Origin of the sequence: Rhizobium sp. YTUHZ045, from assembly GCF_051124255.1 — a bacterium.
GTDB lineage: Bacteria > Pseudomonadota > Alphaproteobacteria > Rhizobiales > Rhizobiaceae > Rhizobium.
Genome location: NZ_CP101435.1, coordinates 35851 through 52924, shown reverse-complemented (window position 1 = coordinate 52924; position 17074 = coordinate 35851). Strand labels below are relative to the sequence as shown.

The 17074-nt window shown below is 62.0% G+C and carries 18 protein-coding genes and 1 pseudogene; 8 read left to right on the top strand and 11 right to left on the bottom strand.

Translation table 11 applies throughout. The features are described from left to right. Positions 1–3: 3 nt before the first annotated feature. The 3 genes from NMA58_RS29755 to traA are packed head-to-tail and all read right to left on the bottom strand — an operon-like array spanning position 4 to position 6231. Positions 4–1305 (bottom strand): zeta toxin family protein, encoded by a 1302-nt coding sequence (locus NMA58_RS29755; RefSeq protein WP_416068594.1) that lies wholly within the window; start codon positions 1303–1305, stop codon positions 4–6. 2 nt (positions 1306–1307) lie between these two features. Beyond that, complete coding sequence (locus NMA58_RS29750; protein ID WP_416068595.1) at positions 1308–1577, bottom strand: hypothetical protein; 270 nt, start codon at positions 1575–1577, stop codon at positions 1308–1310. A gap of 37 nt (positions 1578–1614) precedes the next feature. After that, a complete protein-coding gene (gene traA, locus NMA58_RS29745) occupies positions 1615–6231 on the bottom strand; it encodes a Ti-type conjugative transfer relaxase TraA (RefSeq protein WP_416068596.1) in 4617 nt (1538 codons plus the stop codon). Between the two features lie 222 nt (positions 6232–6453). On the opposite strand from traA, the gene NMA58_RS29740 reads away from it, so the two are divergent. From NMA58_RS29740 to NMA58_RS29725, 4 genes are all read left to right on the top strand, one after another. Continuing rightward, a complete protein-coding gene (locus NMA58_RS29740) occupies positions 6454–6741 on the top strand; it encodes a TraC family protein (protein ID WP_416068597.1) in 288 nt (95 codons plus the stop codon). Then, on the top strand, positions 6731–6970 hold the full coding sequence (locus NMA58_RS29735; protein ID WP_413990702.1) for a conjugal transfer protein TraD: 240 nt from the start codon (positions 6731–6733) through the stop codon (positions 6968–6970). Before NMA58_RS29740 ends, NMA58_RS29735 begins: the two co-directional genes overlap by 11 nt. After that, entirely contained in the window at positions 6961–8874 is a 1914-nt protein-coding gene (gene traG / locus NMA58_RS29730) for a Ti-type conjugative transfer system protein TraG (RefSeq protein WP_416068598.1), read from the top strand. Before NMA58_RS29735 ends, traG begins: the two co-directional genes overlap by 10 nt. 295 nt (positions 8875–9169) lie before the next feature. After that, complete coding sequence (locus tag NMA58_RS29725) at positions 9170–9340, top strand: hypothetical protein (RefSeq protein WP_416068600.1); 171 nt, start codon at positions 9170–9172, stop codon at positions 9338–9340. Positions 9341–9357: 17 nt separating this feature from the next. Here NMA58_RS29725 and NMA58_RS29720 read toward each other — a convergent pair whose 3' ends face one another. The 4 genes from NMA58_RS29720 to NMA58_RS29705 all read right to left on the bottom strand — a co-directional run bounded on the left by NMA58_RS29720 (position 9358) and on the right by NMA58_RS29705 (position 11214). After that, positions 9358–9738, bottom strand: coding sequence for a hypothetical protein (locus tag NMA58_RS29720; RefSeq protein WP_416068601.1), 381 nt, complete (start codon positions 9736–9738; stop codon positions 9358–9360). 209 nt (positions 9739–9947) lie between these two features. Continuing rightward, on the bottom strand, positions 9948–10106 hold the full coding sequence (locus NMA58_RS29715) for a hypothetical protein (protein ID WP_416068602.1): 159 nt from the start codon (positions 10104–10106) through the stop codon (positions 9948–9950). 377 nt (positions 10107–10483) lie between these two features. Beyond that, entirely contained in the window at positions 10484–10819 is a 336-nt protein-coding gene (locus NMA58_RS29710) for a hypothetical protein (protein WP_069460878.1), read from the bottom strand. 71 nt (positions 10820–10890) lie between these two features. Further along, a complete protein-coding gene (locus tag NMA58_RS29705; protein ID WP_416068603.1) occupies positions 10891–11214 on the bottom strand; it encodes a DUF736 domain-containing protein in 324 nt (107 codons plus the stop codon). Positions 11215–11851: 637 nt separating this feature from the next. Here NMA58_RS29705 and NMA58_RS29700 point away from each other — a divergent pair. From NMA58_RS29700 to NMA58_RS29685, 4 genes are all read left to right on the top strand, one after another. Continuing rightward, positions 11852–12115 (top strand): WGR domain-containing protein, encoded by a 264-nt coding sequence (locus tag NMA58_RS29700; RefSeq protein ID WP_416068604.1) that lies wholly within the window; start codon positions 11852–11854, stop codon positions 12113–12115. 80 nt (positions 12116–12195) lie between these two features. Continuing rightward, the gene (locus NMA58_RS29695) at positions 12196–12474 is read left to right on the top strand and encodes an HU family DNA-binding protein (RefSeq protein ID WP_416068605.1); all 279 of its coding nucleotides are present in this window, start codon (positions 12196–12198) and stop codon (positions 12472–12474) included. A gap of 153 nt (positions 12475–12627) precedes the next feature. Next, positions 12628–12885 carry a ribbon-helix-helix domain-containing protein gene (locus NMA58_RS29690; RefSeq protein WP_416068606.1) on the top strand — a complete coding sequence of 86 codons (258 nt, stop codon included), beginning with the start codon at positions 12628–12630 and terminating at the stop codon, positions 12883–12885. After that, the gene (locus NMA58_RS29685) at positions 12885–13256 is read left to right on the top strand and encodes a type II toxin-antitoxin system RelE/ParE family toxin (RefSeq protein ID WP_431324642.1); all 372 of its coding nucleotides are present in this window, start codon (positions 12885–12887) and stop codon (positions 13254–13256) included. Before NMA58_RS29690 ends, NMA58_RS29685 begins: the two co-directional genes overlap by 1 nt. 132 nt (positions 13257–13388) lie before the next feature. On the opposite strand, the gene NMA58_RS29680 is transcribed toward NMA58_RS29685, so the two are convergent. The 4 genes and pseudogenes from NMA58_RS29680 to NMA58_RS29665 form a co-directional block, all read right to left on the bottom strand. Then, positions 13389–13790 carry a hypothetical protein gene (locus NMA58_RS29680; RefSeq protein WP_416068607.1) on the bottom strand — a complete coding sequence of 134 codons (402 nt, stop codon included), beginning with the start codon at positions 13788–13790 and terminating at the stop codon, positions 13389–13391. Positions 13791–13953: 163 nt separating this feature from the next. Next, positions 13954–14585: pseudogene (locus tag NMA58_RS29675) on the bottom strand (plasmid pRiA4b ORF-3 family protein). A gap of 104 nt (positions 14586–14689) precedes the next feature. Continuing rightward, positions 14690–15631 (bottom strand): DUF2493 domain-containing protein, encoded by a 942-nt coding sequence (locus NMA58_RS29670; protein ID WP_413990710.1) that lies wholly within the window; start codon positions 15629–15631, stop codon positions 14690–14692. Between the two features lie 381 nt (positions 15632–16012). Beyond that, positions 16013–17074 carry a DUF7146 domain-containing protein gene (locus tag NMA58_RS29665; RefSeq protein ID WP_416068784.1) on the bottom strand — a complete coding sequence of 354 codons (1062 nt, stop codon included), beginning with the start codon at positions 17072–17074 and terminating at the stop codon, positions 16013–16015.

Sequence of the window (17074 nt, the reverse complement as noted above, 5' to 3'; positions counted from 1 at the left end):
TCCTTATGCCTGGGAATAAGGACAGGGTCTGAACAGTTTTATCCAATATTCAAAGGCGGTCTCGCTCGGACGGATACTGTCGGTCAGCCGCCGTCGGATCCCATCCGGCATTTCCACGGCGAGGTCCGCCGGCAGGCGATGCGCCGCGGGGAATTCGAGCGACCCGCGCTTGTCCTGTGCAAAGGCCCGCGTTGCGACGATCTTGCTCTCGTCCGGCAGCAGGCCAAGATCGCGTGCCACCTCGACCAGCTTCAAAGCCATGTAGCTCTGCGTGAGGCGTCCGACGGCATGAGCCTCGACATTGCCGATCGGACGGCGCTCGGCGTCGCGGATCGCATTTTCGTAGAGCTCGACGAACAGGCGATGACCGTCGACGGGTTCCTGCAGGATTGTCCTGCCGCGTCTTTTGCTTTGGGCGCCCTCTGTGTCCCGGCGTTGCGCCAACAGATGAGCAACATCTTCTTGTGCACGGATTTCCACTGCTGCGATCCGATCCTTCGAAACGCTGCGCGCTTCCATTCGGGCAAGCACATGGTTCCAATCGTCCGCGAAGCGTTGCAACTCTCCAGGTGTCATTGGCCGTGACTGCTCGCGCTCCAATGCCAGCCGGCCACTGGGGCGATGCGTCCATTGATCGTCGCGGCGCTCATTGTCGTAGATGACGGAGCCGCCACGTGTGCGCAATTGCACGCGGTCGACCAAATGCTCGCTTTCGATCTTGTCGAGACTGACGCGAAGACCGTCGATGGCGGCATCATGAACGTGCTGCGGGGGGATCCGTGCCGCCAGCCCGGCATGCAGCATTTCCTCGAAGCGGTAATGGTTTGCCTGCCAACTGACGCGAGGATTGACGGCGACCGCACGCACCTCGACCGCGTAGCCGGCATGCCGCGCCACTTCAATTACCCGGGCGACATTTTCCGGCGTGCGCATCGTGGTCTCGAAGACGATGTTGACCTGCCGTTCAGCCGCAATCGACAGCAGCTTCTCGGTCCAGCGTCCGGCATCTCCTTGTGTGAATTGGGACGCGGTCTCCGGATCCTGACGCTGGAAGGCAAGAAATTGCGGATGATAGGATCTGAGGTCGTCACCAACAATGCGAATGGTCGGTCCTGATTGCGCAAGTTCGTAATGGCTCGCGGTTAGAACCGCCGTCTTGCCGGCGCCCGGTTGGCCGCCGATCAGGATCAGGCGCGGCCGCTCCGATCGTCTCATCCCCTCCGGCAGATAATCGCGTAAAATGTCTTTCTGAAAAATCTTCTCGTTCCTCTCGGGCGAGAGCAACCCGACCACGTCCTCCGCCATGATCAAAACTCCGCCCAGAAGCGTGTCTCGTCCTGGACGCGCGGTCCCCAGATGGCGATGACATGTTCCACCGCGTCAGGATTGTCCGGCCCAAGGCTCTCTTGGAGCTCCAAAAGATCGCGGCGGCGGTCGCGCAACTGGTCGGCCGCGGTGGGATTCTCTTCCTCGAGCGCATAGACGCGTGTCGTGACGATGGCGCGCGCCTGATTGAGAATCCTGATGGCGATTTCGGTGCGGATGGTTGCTTCGTAGGGCATGTCCTGACCTGCCATGTGCTTTTCCTTTCACTTCTCTGATGTCTCTAAAGTGCTATCGACTGAGGCCGCGCGCGCGATCGATGGCGCGCCTTCGGCGTTCGGAGAGAACCTGTTCGCTGCCCTGATGTCGAACCGTCTGCTGCAGAACCTTCATCTTCTCCCGCATTGCCTCGAAGGCGCGCCGCTGGGCCGACGCCACGCGATTAATGACGTCCTTTTCGCCGCGCAGAATGGCTTTGTGGCCGAAACGCTCGTCGAGCGCCCGGCTGACCGTGGCGAACTCGCGGGCGATGGCCGGATCGAGCGAACCGGCGGCGATGTCGAGCTTGCTGCCCTTTTTGCTCATTTCGGCCGTCAGCCGGTTGAGGGCGTCTTCGGCCGCCTTTGACAATCCGGGAATGGCGACAGCCATGCGCCGGCGCTCTTCGATAATGCCTCGTGTTTCGGCATCTAGCGCACTGGCGTAGGACGCACCGAGCGAACGGATGCGGCTTGCTGCTTCCGGCACGGCGAGAAGGGCTTCCTTTCGCTCGCGGCCGGGGGCAAGCAGTTTGTCCACCAGCCGGCTGGACCCTCTGAGCGCTCCATAGGCGGAGGGATCATTGTTGACGGCCGCCGCAATGCGATCGCCAGCAAAGCCTTTGACGAGGAGCGCCTCAATCTTTTCGACCCCGCCGGCGGGATCGCGCCAGACGAGGGTCGCGGTGTCAGTGAGTGCCGTGCGATGATGACGGTAGTGGGCGGCCGCCGTTGCGCGTATCCGCGCCTCCTCTTCCACCGGCGTTTTGAACTCGGTCACGGCGGCGAGCATCGGCAAGACCGTCACCGCCTCTGAAACAGCCGCGACGCTTGCGCCGGCAACGATCTTCGATCGGTCCTGCCGCTCGGCCAAATGCTGTTCCTCGGCAAAGCGCCGGACGACGGCGAAGAGGCGGGTGAGCTTGTCGCGACGTTCAGGGGAAAGATCGTCGGGCATGCGCTCCGCGATGTGGCGCTCGGCGACTGCGTCTCCCTTGGCAGTAAAGGCGCTCCAGCCGAATCGTGCCGTCAACGCGTCGTTGACGGCCTTGACCTCCTGGACAAGCGCTCGGTCCTCACCGGCATTGGCGAAGGCGGTCTTGTAGGCGCCCTCGCCGCCTCGTTCGCGGATCGCCTCGATTTCGACGAGGCGCGCCATCGCCGGTTTCGAAAGCGCCGGGATCGACAGCGACATGTATTCCCGGCGCGTCCCCTCGCGCTCGATGAATTGGCCTGCGGTCCGGCGGAACTCGGTCGCATGCGCCCGAGCCAGCGGCAGCAAGTCCTTGATCGCGGCCGTCGCGGCGGCACGCTCATCGCGTGCTGCCCGACCGTCAACCATGAGATTGGACCCGTGCAGGCGGCCGAGCCGCTCTGGCTTGACGCCAAGATCGTCGACAAGCTTGCGGGGTTCGATCATTGCATCCGACGCCAATGTGTTCAGGCGGACAAGTGCTGCGTACGGATCGCGATAAATCTTTTCGAGCACCGGCCGCAGGATGGCGTCCCGCTCTTTCCACCGCGGCGAGGCGAGTTGCGCCCGGCGTGCATCCTCATTGACGCTGCGGGCGAATATGGTGCTGGGCGGAATCAGATATTTCCCGGTCGCCGGGATGTCCGCTGCGAGGGACTCGCGCGGTTCCTCGTTATAAGCCGTGCGCCGCTCGTGCGCGATCGCAAAGCCGAGCGCCACGCTTGCACGCTCCCAGAGCTTTACGACCTGCTCCCTCTTCTCCGCGATCCACGCCAGTTGCCGGGAAATACCCTCCTCTTGTCGCGCCGCGACCCCGGCGAGCGTGTCGATGCCGCGCCGCCGTGCGAAGTCCTGGCGCAGCGTGCGATAACCTTCCTCGCTTTCGAAATCGAGCGTCGTTGTCTTGGCGCCGGACCTACCAAGGCGCTCGACAAGCTCACCGAACAGCTCCGGCCGATGATTTTCCCGCTCGATCCGCTCCACGCGAGCCTCGGCGGACTCAATCAGCTTGGCGGTCCAGACGTTGCGATCGACCTCGCGTTCCTCAAAGTGCTTTTCGCCCGTGTTTTCATCGATGACCGGGATCGTCACCTTGACTTTCTCGACACCGTCCTTCCGTAGCGTGACGGTATCGCCCTCCGAGACGCCCGCCTCCTCGAGCGCCTTGGGCAGGCTGACGCCCCAGAGACGATGAACGGTTCCGTCATTTGTCCTGACATCGGCAAAGGGATTTTCCGAATCCTCGTCTTCGGGCCGAAATCTCGCGAAGCCGGTTGCGACGAGTTCACCGGTGACGCCGGCGGCATGATCGACACGTGGCTTATGTCCCCATTCCGGCTTCGCCGCAAAATCCTCGCTCGCCGCATAGAGGTCGGCGCGGTCGCGATGGCGGGTCATCGCCACATATGTCAGATGCTGGTCCATCATGCCGGTGGCAAGGACGAAGGTCCGGTCGACGGTCGACCCTTGAGATTTGTGGATCGTTGCGGCATAGCCATGGTCGATATTGCGATAACTGTCTTCGCTCAGAACAACGTCGCGGCCATTGTCGAGGCGAACCGTCAGCAGCGTGTCGCCTCGCTTGTCACCGGTCGAAACGACCGTGCCGAGCATACCGTTCTTGACATACTGCTGCCCGTGGCGGCGCGCACGCGGTTCGAGGAAACGGGCATTTTCCAGAAAGATGATCCGGTCTCCGGCGGCGAACTCGCGAAGCCCGCGTGCCGTCTGGTATTCGCGCGCGTCGGTCAGTGCGCTCTCCTCCATCATCACCTTGCGCAGGGATTGATTGAGACGCTTCACATCCTCATTGGTGTGCGCCAGCACAAGCAGTTCGTCGCCACGAAGCCGAGGCGCAGTCCCCCCGTCGGTGATTTTCTGGAGCAGGTCACGACGTGCTTCCGTCCAATCGGCAACGATGCGACCGATGATTTCGTCGCGCCTTTCTGCCTCGGTAATGTGGCCGCGCTGCGCATAAGCATCGAGGCCCTGTTCGACCTTGCCGCGGGCGAAAAGACGGGATGCGTCGCGCGCCCACTCATCGCGCTGGCGGCGCACGCCGGCAAGCTCGGCAAAACCGACACGCTCGGAAATCGCCCGGAAGGCAGCACCCGCCTGGATCGGCTGCAGTTGCATCGCGTCGCCGACCAGCACGGCTTTCGCGCCTGCATCTTCGACGGTCTTGAGGACTCGCGCCATCTGCCCAGACGACACCATACCGGCCTCGTCGATGACAAGCACGTCCCCGCGATGGAGCAATTCCCGGCCGCCGGCCCAGGCGAGCTCCCAGGAGGCGAGCGTGCGCGACCTGATGCCGGAACTGTCTTCAAGCCCTTCCGCGGCCTTGCCGGCGAGAGCTGCGCCGATCACCCGGCGGCTTTCGCTTTCCCATGCGACGCGGGCGGCTGCCAGCAGCGTCGACTTGCCGGCACCGGCGAGACCGACGACGGCGGCAATGCCGTTGTCACCGGTGACGTGGCGGACAGCGTCCACCTGTTCGGCATCAAGCTTGAAGGCTTTTTCCGGATTGGCCGTCTCGATGCTGGCGACGGCGGCCGCGACGTGCCTCGGCGAAACACCAAAGCCTTTCTGCTTGGCGAGATGTTCTGCCGACTGCGCCATGTCATATTCGATGCGCAGGATGTCTCGCGTTGTGAAGATCGCCGGTTCGGAGACCCTAACGGACTGCCCGTCGACCTGCTGCGGCCGCAAGAGCACGAGATCGTCCGAGGCCATGAGGCGCGCGCGGATATTGGCGAAGTCCGTGGGATCGTCGACATAGCGATGCAGCGCCTTGGCGATGTCACGCTCGTCGAAAGTGGAGCGTTCGTTCGCGAGCTGTTTCAAGAGCAGCTCAGGTTCAGCAAGCAGCCGGTCCGCCATTTCCTGCCGCCGCACAAGATCCGCCGGCGCGAAATACATCTCGACGCCCTTTCGCGCGAGCGCCGCCTTTTCCGGGCCGAGGTGCTTTTGCGCGATGCCGTCCAGACCCTGTTCGGCATAGGAGCGGCCGTCGAGGCGGACCTCATGACCGGCCAGTGCGAGATGCCGGTTGGCGGTTTCCGCCCAGGCGATCTTCCACGATTTCATCGTTTCCTTGTCACCGGCCCAGATCCTGTAGACGATCTTGCCCTTCGGCCGGTCCGGTGTGACGACGCGCAACGGCGTGCCGTCATCTGCCGTGACCGCGACCTTCTTCGGCCCGAACCCGTCCTCGGTCAGGGGTCGAAGCGTCGTCATCAGATGAATGTGCGGATTGCCGTCCTTGTCGTGGTACACCCAATCGGCAACCATACCGCTGGACGTCAGGTTGTCCCGGACGAATTCGCGAACCAAGGCGATGTTTTCGGCCCGGGTCAGTTCCTCCGGCAGGGCAATGATCAGTTCCCGCGCCAGCTGTGCGTCGGCTCTTTTCTCAAACGCGTCGACCGCGTTCCAGAGCGCCTCGCTCGCCTTGACAGCTGATTGGCCGTCGAGCGCCGCCTTCAGCCAGGCCGGAACGTCCTCCGGTAATGCGAGCTCTTCATGCATCAATTCGGCGGCTCCGCCGCGATAGCTGAAGGACGTGCCGGCCTGTTCGTCCATCATCCGGGCGCGATGGCGATAGGCGGCGGCCGAGACGATACTGCGCCCCGCCCCTCTGCTGATCACCTGCGCTCTGACGAACATGATCGCCACGACTGCCTCCAGACCTCTCAAGCACGTCGCGCCAGCGACGTATATTGCGCCCTCAAACCGATCGGACCGAAGGGCCGATGCCGCTTTTCCGGATGGCGGCCATGGCCGGATTCCCGGCAGCTACGTTTTCGGAGTAAATGCAAAATAACCTATTTTACTGGCGCATTCTAGCCGGTATAATCGTTATCGTTTAGATTGTCTCGACTCGGGAAGGAAACTGGAATGGCTGCCAAGACTTCGATCACTGATCTCGACGCTCAGATCGAAAAACTGCGCGAACGCAGGAAACTGCTCGTCGTCAGATCGGCGGAGCGTTTTGCTCGCGCCGCCACGAAGTCCGGTTTGGCGGAAATGGAGATCCCCGACGACGAACTTGACCGCATCTTCGAAGAGGTCGCCGCGCGATTTCGCCAAAGCGAAAAGAAGGCGACTGCTGCCGCTTCTCCTCAAGTGCGTCGACCAGCAGATAGTGGGGCTGGAGCGGCGACGGAGGTTTCTCATGACAGCTGATCGCAAGCGCGCGGCGCGGGAGAAATTCCTGCTGGGCGGCATCGTCGTCAGGGCGGGCCTTTCCACGTCCGACCGGGCCTTTTTACTCGGCGGACTTATGGAAATGGCGAGAGTGGAAGCAGGCTCGTCGGAATATCGGCGACTGCGCGACATCGGCGAAAAGGCATTCAGAACCTCTCCTCAATCGGAAGAGATCACGCCCGTCGAGGAGATGCTGGAATGGCGTTGAAGTCGAAACTCCATCCGAGCCTCCTGCTCATTCTTGTGCCCGTCGCGGTCACTGCGTTTGCCATCTATGTCACCGGCTGGCGGTGGCAGGGGCTTACCGCCGGACTATCCGGAAAAGCCGAATACTGGTTTTTGCGGGCCGCACCTTTACCGGCATTGCTGTTCGGGCCGCTCTCGGGGATGTTGACCGTATGGGCCCTGCCCATGCATCGCCGGCGGCCGATCGCGATTGCCAGCCTCGCGTGCTTTCTGACGGTCGCCGGCTTCTATGCGCTACGCGAGTTCGGCCGGTTGGCGCCGTTCGTCGAGAGCGGCACGGTCACCTGGGAGCGGGCTCTTTCCTTTCTCGACATGGTCGCCGTCCTCGGCGCGGTCACAGCCTTCATGGTAGTCGCGGTCGCCGCGCGTATCTCGACGGTCGTCCCCGAGCCGGTGAAGCGTGCCAGGCACGGGACCTTCGGAGACGCGGACTGGCTGCCGATGTCGGCGGCGGCAAGAGTGTTTCCGCCGGACGGCGAAATCGTCGTCGGTGAGCGTTATCGCGTCGACAGGGAAATCGTCCACGAGCTGCCCTTCGATCCCAACGATCCGGCAACTTGGGGTCAAGGCGGCAAGGCGCCGCTGCTTACCTACAAACAGGATTTCGACTCGACCCATATGCTCTTTTTCGCCGGCTCGGGCGGATACAAGACAACCAGCAATGTGGTGCCGACGGCGCTCAGATATACCGGGCCGCTGATCTGCCTCGATCCGTCAACCGAAGTCACGCCGATGGTGGTCGAGCACCGGACGAGCGGCCTTGGCCGAGAGGTCATGGTGCTCGACCCGACCAATCCGGTTATGGGTTTCAACGTCCTGGACGGGATCGAGACGTCAAAGCAAAAGGAGGAGGATATCGTCGGCATCGCGCACATGCTGCTGTCGGAGAGCCTGCGCTTTGAAAGTTCGACCGGGTCTTATTTCCAGAACCAGGCGCACAATCTCCTGACCGGCCTGCTGGCGCACGTGATGCTCTCTCCGGACTACGAGGGACGGCGAACCTTGCGCAGTCTCAGGCAGATCGTTTCCGAGCCGGAACCCTCGGTGCTTGCGATGTTGCGCGACATTCAGGAGCATTCCGCCTCCGCCTTTATCCGTGAGACGCTTGGCGTCTTCACCAACATGACCGAGCAGACCTTCTCCGGCGTCTATTCGACCGCCTCGAAGGATACGCAGTGGCTATCGCTCGACAGTTACGCCGCCCTCGTTTGCGGCAATGCTTTCCGGTCGAGCGACATTGTTTCGGGCAAGAAGGACGTGTTCCTCAATATCCCCGCCTCGATCCTGCGCTCTTATCCAGGAATCGGGCGGGTTATCATTGGCTCACTGATCAATGCCATGGTGCAGGCCGATGGCGCGTTCCAGCGCCGGGCGCTGTTCATGCTCGATGAGGTCGATCTCCTCGGCTATATGCGCGTGCTTGAGGAGGCGCGGGATCGCGGTCGCAAGTACGGCATCTCGATGATGCTGATGTACCAGTCGGTCGGCCAGCTCGAGCGGCATTTCGGCAAGGACGGCGCGACGTCGTGGATCGACGGATGCGCCTTCGCGAGCTATGCCGCGATCAAGGCGCTCGATACGGCGCGCAATGTCTCGGCCCAGTGCGGCGAGATGACTGTCGAGGTGAAGGGAAGTTCACGCAACATCGGCTGGGACACGAAGAACAGCGCATCGCGCAAATCGGAGAGTGTCAACTTCCAGCGCCGGCCGCTGATCATGCCGCACGAGATCACCCAATCGATGCGCAAGGACGAGCAGATCATAATAGTCCAGGGCCAAGCGCCGCTGCGTTGCGGGCGGGCGATCTACTTTAGGCGCAAGGACATGCACGCGGCGTCCAAGCGCAACCGCTTCGTGAAGAACTGACGATAACACCAAGTGAGGACCATACGGTCAAGACAATGGACGGTGAACTGGTCGATGTGGAACAGGGGCAAAGCCGCGTTGCTGAAGCGCCCAACAGGATCGGTTCGTTCGGCATGGGGCCATGTATCGCCGCAGCCGTTCTCAATCACACGCAGAGCAGAGCCTGGCTTTGCCACGGTCCCGGCTAGTCGGTGAATTCCGAGCTACTGGACGGTATGCTGGCTGACGATCGGCGAGCGTCGGATGGCCATGACGATATCACGCTCTGGCTCGTCGGCGCCTGCAAGACATTTGCGTGGCGCCCGAGATTGTCGACTCGCTCGCCGAAGAGCGGGCCTCGAATGCGTTTGCCGCTTCGATGGTTCGCACCCGATTTTCCGACGACCCAGCTGTCATGTCGATCGACGTCGAATTTGCCTATGACGGCGAGCGATGGATTGAAGAAATCTTGCAGCATTCGTGGTAGCGCCAGTCGGCGGGTTTCTACCGTTGACGCCGATATCGCTCGAACGGTTCTTCAGCACCAGGCGGCGTGAACCAATCGACGAACATTGTATAGCCAAGGGCAAAGGCGACAAACCCGATCGCTATGAGGCCGATCAGCCAAAACGGCATGCCCGCCGCCGCCTGCGGATGGGCAAGGACGACGATCGACATCGGCGGCATGACGATTGCCGCCAGAACCAGCATCCCGGTGAACGGCCGAAACGCGCACAGGAGATAGAAGGCGACATACCAGATGCAATAGAGGACGATGCGGCCGACGGCTTTGAGAAATTCAAAAGGCAAAGCAAGCAAGCGCCAATAGGGAGCTTTCCGAATTGGATCGGAATGATCGGTCGTGGCGTGAGGATCAATTGTCATGAAAGGACATCCGGTTGCGGCGTGCGACGAGGGCGCTCTCACTTGCATCTGCTGGCAACGGCGGGAAATCCGGCTGTTGCCATATACTGGCGTTTCTGCACGAGTCTAATCGCGATCAAGCCATAGCGCAACTGTGGGAACACGGTGCCAGCGCGAGGGGCCGGTCGATCCAGCCTCTCGCGCTCCAGAGCCGAGCGAAAGAAGCTGCCTCACGGCAGCTGCTCCCGGGCATATTCCTCGAGCTCGGACTTCAGCACCTCCAGTTCAGCCTCGATCATGCGGCGCTCTTCCAGGGACGCCGCCTCTTTGGCCTCGGCCCGCAGTTCCTCGATGGTGCATTCAAGGGTGAAATAGTAGCTGTTCGTCATCGTCGTCATCCTTGTTGACGTGAAAGATGCCGACGGCCGTCATGAGGCAAGGAAGGGGTCAAGGCTCGCGGAACGCGACCGGCGGAGCCGGACGAGCGGAGGAACCGATTTTTCTGGAGCGGAGTGCAACGCAGCGGAGGAAAAATTGCGAGGGGCCGCTCGGGCCTTGAGGCCTTCCTTGCCTCATGACAGACTTGGACAGTCTGAGCAGAAAACCAACCTCTCGTGTGGCACCAAAAAGCGAGCGGCAGCGAAGCTGCCGCCTCTGAGAGCAGCCCCGGAAGGCACGCTCGGCGAAATGGCGCCGACGAAATTCTGGATCAGATATCGCCCGCGGCCGTCATCGGATAACTGCGGGCTCAGACGTTACCGCGAGATCAGGTCGGGGTGGTCTTGCCGCTCAACAGCGCTTCAAGGAGAGGGTCGGCATGAGAGCGCCATCCTTCGCGGGCGAGATCGTCGGCGAGAGACCTGACCGTATCGGCGGCCATCGGGAGGAAGTCGTAGCCCTGAGCCAGTGCCGCGGTGCGCAGAGCGGAAAGCGTTTCGTAGGCTCGGAAATCGGTTCCGAGCCAGAGGGCGAGATCCTCGCCTTCCGAGTCGGGGAATGCCTGCAGGAAGAAGGTCTGCAGTGGACGATCGTAGCCGATAATGGCATCCGGATCGGTTGCTTGGCTGGCAAGCTGGGCGACGGTGATGGTGTAGCGGCTCATGGGAAGGTCCTTTTCGGAGCGGTGTCGTGTCCGGGATGGGACCGGCCCCTTGAGGGGCCGGTCGCCGGCCTTCAGGCCGGGTTGTTCCAGAGGATGACCTTGCGGTTCGGTTCGCCGCCGGGCGCGGGGGCGAGGTTTCCGAAGATGACGCCAATCTCAGGGGCCTCCAGCTTGACCGAGAGGTATTCCTCGCCGGTCTGGCGGGCGATGCGGTTCCAGCCGGCGCCGATCTCGAAACCGGTCTTGCGGTGGATGATGCGGTAGTCGGGGGCTTCCTCGCTTGCCTTGTGGCTGTTCGGGACGATGGCGATCGGGGCGTTGACCCGGATGGTTGCGAAGATGCCTTCGAGGCTGCCGTCAGTCTTCTGGGTGAGGGTTGCGATCGTGGTGGCCATGGTAGTTACTCCTTCGGTTGCTCGGGACCATTCCCGATGGCGCCCGAAGAAGGGGCCGCGCCGCAGGCGTCACCGGAGCGGAGCGCAGGGGAACCCCCTTGCGGGGTTGACGCTGGTTGCGGCCGGTCCCTTAGAAAGGCGACATAGAGAACGGGAATGGCCCCGGAGCGCGAACGAAGGTTGATGCAGCAATGGCCATCCGATTGCGCCGGGCCAGATCTGACGGCGTGAACGAATTTCGAGACCATCAGGATCGCCCGCCTCCTCGTCCCCACCGCCGACGGGGAAATTGAGCGCCGGCTTCCATCCGTCACTGGGGCCAACTGAGATCGTCGGTGTGCCACACCCGGCAACAGCCGGGCGGCGGCTCTGGCCGGTCAACGCAGTAGGCGCGACGGTGCGGTCTGTTTGCATGTCCCCGGCGCCGGTGACGCCAACACCTGGGGTCCCCTCTGACAGCAACAGGGCACGGGCCTTGCCGCCGACAACGGGGGAGCGATCTGGCACCGTGTGGCAACCGCCTCATCCGCTCGCTCCGCGCGAAGCGATCCATCTATCAACGCCATGAATCAGTCCCGCCTGATCGATTCAAAACAGTCGTTGGACAGGCCGCCCGGTTGCCACGATTCTTTGAGACATGGCTCTCTATTCGTTCAAACTCTACTGTCAGCGCGTTGACGCCACACGCAACATGGCGCGCTACTATATGCTGGCGATCGAGACGACGTTGTTCGGCGAGACGGCTGTCGTGCGGTCCTGGGGGCGGATCGGCAAACGCGGCGGCATCAAATGCGAGGTCTTTTCAACCGAGCGGGACGCGGCACGCCACTTCCTGGAATTGGCGCGGCGGAAACGCCAGAAGGGCTACATTCCCGTCGGAAACTGTGGAAATGCCACATGAACCGGACAAGGCGACCGGCCGGGAAGGTGACATCGACCGTCCTTCGATGAAATGGTCATGCTTTTAGAGAGGGACTGATCATGACCACAGCCAATGAAATCGCCGACAAGATTGCCGCCGACCATCAGTTGACCAAAGCGCAGAGCAAGGCGATCGTCGAAGCCGTATTCCGGGAGATCACCACGGCCGCGACCACAGGCGCTGAAACGTCGATCCCGGGATTTGGTAAGTTTAAGCCGAAAGACACGCCCGAGCGGGAAGCACGCAATCCCGCGACTGGCGCCACAATTAAGGTTGCCGCAGCAAGAAAGCTTGCATTCACGCCCGCCAAGGCGCTCAAGGATGCGTTGAACAAATAGGCAGACCAGTCGCCTATGCATCCACCGACATGAGCCCACCATCCTTTATCAGAACGGACTGGCGTCAAATTTGTAGCGCGCAATGTCAAATATTGACATTGCGGCTCGCATCAAGAACAATTTGCGACGAAAACCAACCAGGAGGGCGTGGTCGTGACCAGCAGCCTGCATGTAAGTTTGCCCGATGAAATGCGCGCATTCGTCGATATGCGCGCCAACGGGAAGAGTCAGTACACAACGCCGAGCGAATATGTGCGCGCTCTCATTCGCGAAGATATGGCGCGTGAAGAAGACCGCCGCTATGCAATCCGTTCTCTTTTGAGAGCGGAGGAGGAGTTTCGTCGTGGGGAAATGCTGCCCTTGTCGGCTTTGGATGCCGTCGATGCGGAACTGGATAAAGAACTGCGCTAGTGGCCCCTCGCGTCCTCATTTTGCCGACTGCACTCGACAACTATCGCCTTGCCGTTCGTGAAACCGCGCGGAAATGGTCGCCAGAACAAGCTAAGATATATGGTCGCCTGCTGCGCGCAGGTTTCGACACTATCCCGGAAGTATATGCCCGCGTAAGGACGAAGAAGGACGACCGTGTTGGTCATTATTTGTTCCGGCTTCACAAGATCGAGCATCACTATGCCGTCTATATCGTTGTCGACGACGAAACTTTCATTATTGCCGCCGTGTTGCATGAGCGGATGGATATTCCGACCCAATTGCGAGCGATCGAACGGTTGACTGACAGAGACTATGAAGTCCTTATGGGGCATCCTCGACCGAAGCAGTGAAAGCGAGCCGCCTAGCGGGAGCCGCAGTGGCCGAATGTGCAGTTCCTCACCGACGCGCTCGAACTCCACCTCATTGTCATTCTGACTGTAGGCAAGATCGGCCGAGAGATTTTTCCAAGGCACACCTGAGATTCAAAGCTTTTCGGCGAGATCCTCATCGACCGGTTCGAACCCGACCTTTGCAAGAATACACTCCATCGACCGTTTGGCACGGGCGAATGCCGCGAGCGCCTTCAGTGACGGTTCGCCCAACTCCTCGAAACGCTTGTTTATCTGCTCCATCTCAAGCTCCGCGTCGGCAATCGCGACCGCGTCTGCATCCGGACCTTGCCGATAGAGAACCAAGTATCTTTGCGATGCTGCCCCACGAAGAGCCTCCAGCCGCTCGAACTCGGCTTCGAACCAGAGAAAAGGACCCTTCGTTTTCTCATAGGCGCGTAGCGCCAGGCGAGCCTGAATGCGTGTGATGAAACCAGGACGCCGTTGAACACGAAACCGCAGCCCCTGGAACTCGATGACCTCAGACTCTCTCAAAGACTACCTCCCATCAATCGTCGTTCTCAAGTCGGCAGGGCAATGCCCGCGTGGCGGCGTTCGTCGTGGAGGCGGCGAATCGTCCACCTCAGATCAGAAGATCCACCACAGAAGTTTGACTGGACTTTGCGCCGCGCCAGCAAAAGGCAATCGGCAATATTTGTCACATTCCCGATTTGCCGCGCCGGGACGGGGGCTTCGGCTGGTAAAGCCGCCGCTTCACGTTTGCGCGCAAAGCGTTGCGAACATCCTTGTCGACGATTGCGAGGTCGAACCATTCCGGATCGAAATGTCCACCGCACCAGCGCTTGGTTTCTGCGTATTCGGGATCGGACGGATCGGCCATGATGTCCAGGAAGCGCTCGTATCCGACACGCCACCGACATCCTCGGGCGGGCGGGCGCGAGCACCTTGGACGCACGCGCCATGTTTCGGGGGCGCGTCCAATGCGAGAAACTCTTCCACCACGACCGAATGGCGCCAGTTGTCGCCGAAGTCGTAGATATAGGTAAACCGGGCGCCCTCAGCGAAATCGCAAAGCCGCACCTCCCGAAAATCAAAGACGCGCGGATCGTCGTCAAGCGCATCTTCCGTCAGGAGCGCGACGTCACCATAGCGCAGTCCGCCGATACGGAACTCGTGGAGATGATAATTCCACCAGTTGAATGCCGCCTGGATGGCAAGGTGCAATTGCTCGAGGTTCCATTGGCTCGGCAGGACGAGACGACGCCAGACATCCGGCTCGATCTCGTCGAGGCAAACGCGAATCTGGACGGCATTGAAGGTCGTGACCATGGCCTGAATGAACAAGAGAGAGCGGGAGCGGTCAAGGCAGGGCTTGAGGCTCAATCATGAATAATGCCATGCGGTCATCCCGCATGGCAGTTCTCCAAGGTCGCTCAAACGCTCTCGCCGTTCGCCTGCCAGACGGGGATACCGAGGCGGCGGGCCTTGTCGGCGAGATTGCCGGTAATCCCGGAGCCCGGGAAGATGATGACGCCCGCAGGCATCACCGACAACATCTCGTCGTTTCGACGAAAAGGAGCTGCCTTGGCGTGCTTTGCCCAGTTCGGCTTGAAGGCGATCTGCGTCACTTTGCGGCTTTCGGCCCAGCAGGCGGCGATGCGCTCCGCGCCTTTCGGAGAGCCGCCGTGCAGGAGAACCATGTCGGGATGCTTGGCATGGGCAAGGTCGAGTTTACCCCAGATCCGCTCATGATCGTTGTAGTCCATGCCGCCGGAAAAGGCGATCTTGGTACCGGCCGGCATCAGCACCTCGGTCTCGGCGCGACGGCGGGCCGACAGGAAGTCTTTCGAGTCGATCATAGCCGCGGTCATGTTGGCGTGGCTGACCTTGGAGCCGGTGCGCGGCCGCCAGGCCGAGCCCGTCTCGGCTTCGAACAGGTCAGCCGCATAGTCGCGCATAAATTCGAAAGCGTTGCGGCGCTCAAGAAGGGTGATGCCCTCGGCGATGTGGCGCTCCAGCTCGACGCTTTTCACCTCCGAGCCGTCCTGTTCGCTCTGCCCGGTTCGTTGTGCATCTTCGTTGCGCTGCAGTTCGCGCTGGATGCGTTCGCCGGCACGGTGGAAGAGATTGACCGTCGACCAGTAGAGGTCTTCGAGATCGGGCTCGAGCCGCGTGTCGCCGAGCATTTCGGTGAGGGCGTCGAAGATCGCGGTCAGCGCGGAGTGGACGACCGGTTCCTCCGGTAGGGGCCGTGGATCCGGCTCGTCCTGGAAGGGGCGATAGCCATGGATCTGCATCTCGTAGATGAAGCGGTCGGTCGGGGAGGATGCGTGGTGAGGCTCGAAGGCGTCGTCAATGGGAAGCGTGCGGTTCATGATGGTCTCCGTCGGTTTCGGCCGCGCCTCTCGCGGCCTGACGGCGATCCCTGTTCATGCGGCAGACGGGCCGGAACCGCGAGCAAAGCGAGCGGCCCAGCGAAGCGCCGGGCGGCGGAGGGAAGGTTTCTTGGCCCGCGAGGAGCGCCGGCCCGGCATCGGCCCGGAAGCGGTCCCGCTTTCCGGATCAGCCGATGCGCGAAAAATGCGCCGGCGCGGGGTAGAAACCTGACCGACCCGCTGAAGGCCTGGACGCGGCATGATAAGGGTCGCCTCTCGCCAGGCCCGCAGGCGCGCAAACCCGGATGGCGGCCTTTCCGGACCGGCACTGTTCATCACGCCGCAACACCGCGCTCGCCATGTGCCTCCCCGGCTGCCGCGTCATACGGACAGAAGCGTATGCGCATCCTCCGGTGCGAGCTGGTCGCGGAGATTTGCCAAGAGCCGGTCGGGCCCAAGACGTCGCAGGTCCTCGTTGAAGTCGCCGAGTTCGGGGTTAAGCACCAGCGGCAGGATGCCGAGCGCCTGCGCCCGGCGGCTCAACCCTTCGATGCCGTGCCGGCCGGCGGCATCGGCGTCAGCGGCGAGGTAGAGGCGCAGACACCCTGCCGGCGGCCGGAAGGCGGCGAGGTGATTGGCCGTCAGCGCCGAAACCATCGGCATGGCGGGCATCACATGAGACAGCGACAATATGCTTTCGAGTCCTTCACCCGCGATCATGACCGGCACAAGGTCTTTTGCGGGAAAGCCGAACCGCACTGCATTGCCGAGCAGCGTACCCAGCGCACGGCGGGGTGTGTCGACCGAAGCCTTGCCGATGCAGCCCGGCTCGGATCCGGAGCACGCAAGGTATGTGCGATGCACGCCCGTGATCGCACCGGATTGATCGGTCACGGCAGCGATCAGGGCCGGATAGCGGCTGGTCCTGCCGCTTGCGAGATCGCGGTAGTAGCAGGATGGGTGAAACCGCAGCGCCGGATGCAAGGCCGCCCGCAGGATGCCGCGCTGGCGCAGGTAGCCGTCGGCGAGCGTGCCGGCAAGCGGTTCGGTCATCCGAAACAGCCGTCGTGCCCGTTCGCCAGCCGGTCGGTCGATCGACGCAGTTGGAGCGTCACCGCTTTGCGACAATCCCGGTTCAGCACGGGCTGGATCACGGGGCTCGTTCAGGAAACGCCGCGCCTCATCGGCGACGTCACGGAAGTCGACAAGCCCTGAGGCCTCCCGTACGAGATCGAGCAAATCGCCATATTGGCCGGAGGCGGCATCGGTCCAGCGACCCGCACGATCACCTTTAAGCCGAACATAGAGCGAACGGCCCTTGTTGTTGGCGACATCGCCGACGATCCAGTAATTGCCGGCCCGGTGGCCGGCGGAGAGATAATGGCGGCAGACAGCCTCCGCGTCGCGCGCGAGACGATCCGCCAGTTGCGAGGCGGATAACAT

Excerpts from the sequence above, each read along its gene's own strand:
- NMA58_RS29720 (WP_416068601.1), bottom strand. The coding sequence starts at position 9,738 with ATGACAATTGATCCTCACGCCACGACCGATCATTCCGATCCAATTCGG.
- NMA58_RS29670 (WP_413990710.1), bottom strand. The coding sequence starts at position 15,631 with ATGAACCGCACGCTTCCCATTGACGACGCCTTCGAGCCTCACCACGCA.
- NMA58_RS29700 (WP_416068604.1), top strand. The coding sequence starts at position 11,852 with ATGGCTCTCTATTCGTTCAAACTCTACTGTCAGCGCGTTGACGCCACA.
- NMA58_RS29750 (WP_416068595.1), bottom strand. The coding sequence starts at position 1,577 with ATGGCAGGTCAGGACATGCCCTACGAAGCAACCATCCGCACCGAAATC.
- NMA58_RS29705 (WP_416068603.1), bottom strand. The coding sequence starts at position 11,214 with ATGGCCACCACGATCGCAACCCTCACCCAGAAGACTGACGGCAGCCTC.
- NMA58_RS29755 (WP_416068594.1), bottom strand. The coding sequence starts at position 1,305 with ATGGCGGAGGACGTGGTCGGGTTGCTCTCGCCCGAGAGGAACGAGAAG.
- NMA58_RS29740 (WP_416068597.1), top strand. The coding sequence starts at position 6,454 with ATGGCTGCCAAGACTTCGATCACTGATCTCGACGCTCAGATCGAAAAA.
- traG (WP_416068598.1), top strand. The coding sequence starts at position 6,961 with ATGGCGTTGAAGTCGAAACTCCATCCGAGCCTCCTGCTCATTCTTGTG.
- NMA58_RS29735 (WP_413990702.1), top strand. The coding sequence starts at position 6,731 with ATGACAGCTGATCGCAAGCGCGCGGCGCGGGAGAAATTCCTGCTGGGC.
- NMA58_RS29665 (WP_416068784.1), bottom strand. The coding sequence starts at position 17,074 with ATGTTATCCGCCTCGCAACTGGCGGATCGTCTCGCGCGCGACGCGGAG.
- NMA58_RS29695 (WP_416068605.1), top strand. The coding sequence starts at position 12,196 with ATGACCACAGCCAATGAAATCGCCGACAAGATTGCCGCCGACCATCAG.
- NMA58_RS29710 (WP_069460878.1), bottom strand. The coding sequence starts at position 10,819 with ATGAGCCGCTACACCATCACCGTCGCCCAGCTTGCCAGCCAAGCAACC.
- NMA58_RS29715 (WP_416068602.1), bottom strand. The coding sequence starts at position 10,106 with ATGACGAACAGCTACTATTTCACCCTTGAATGCACCATCGAGGAACTG.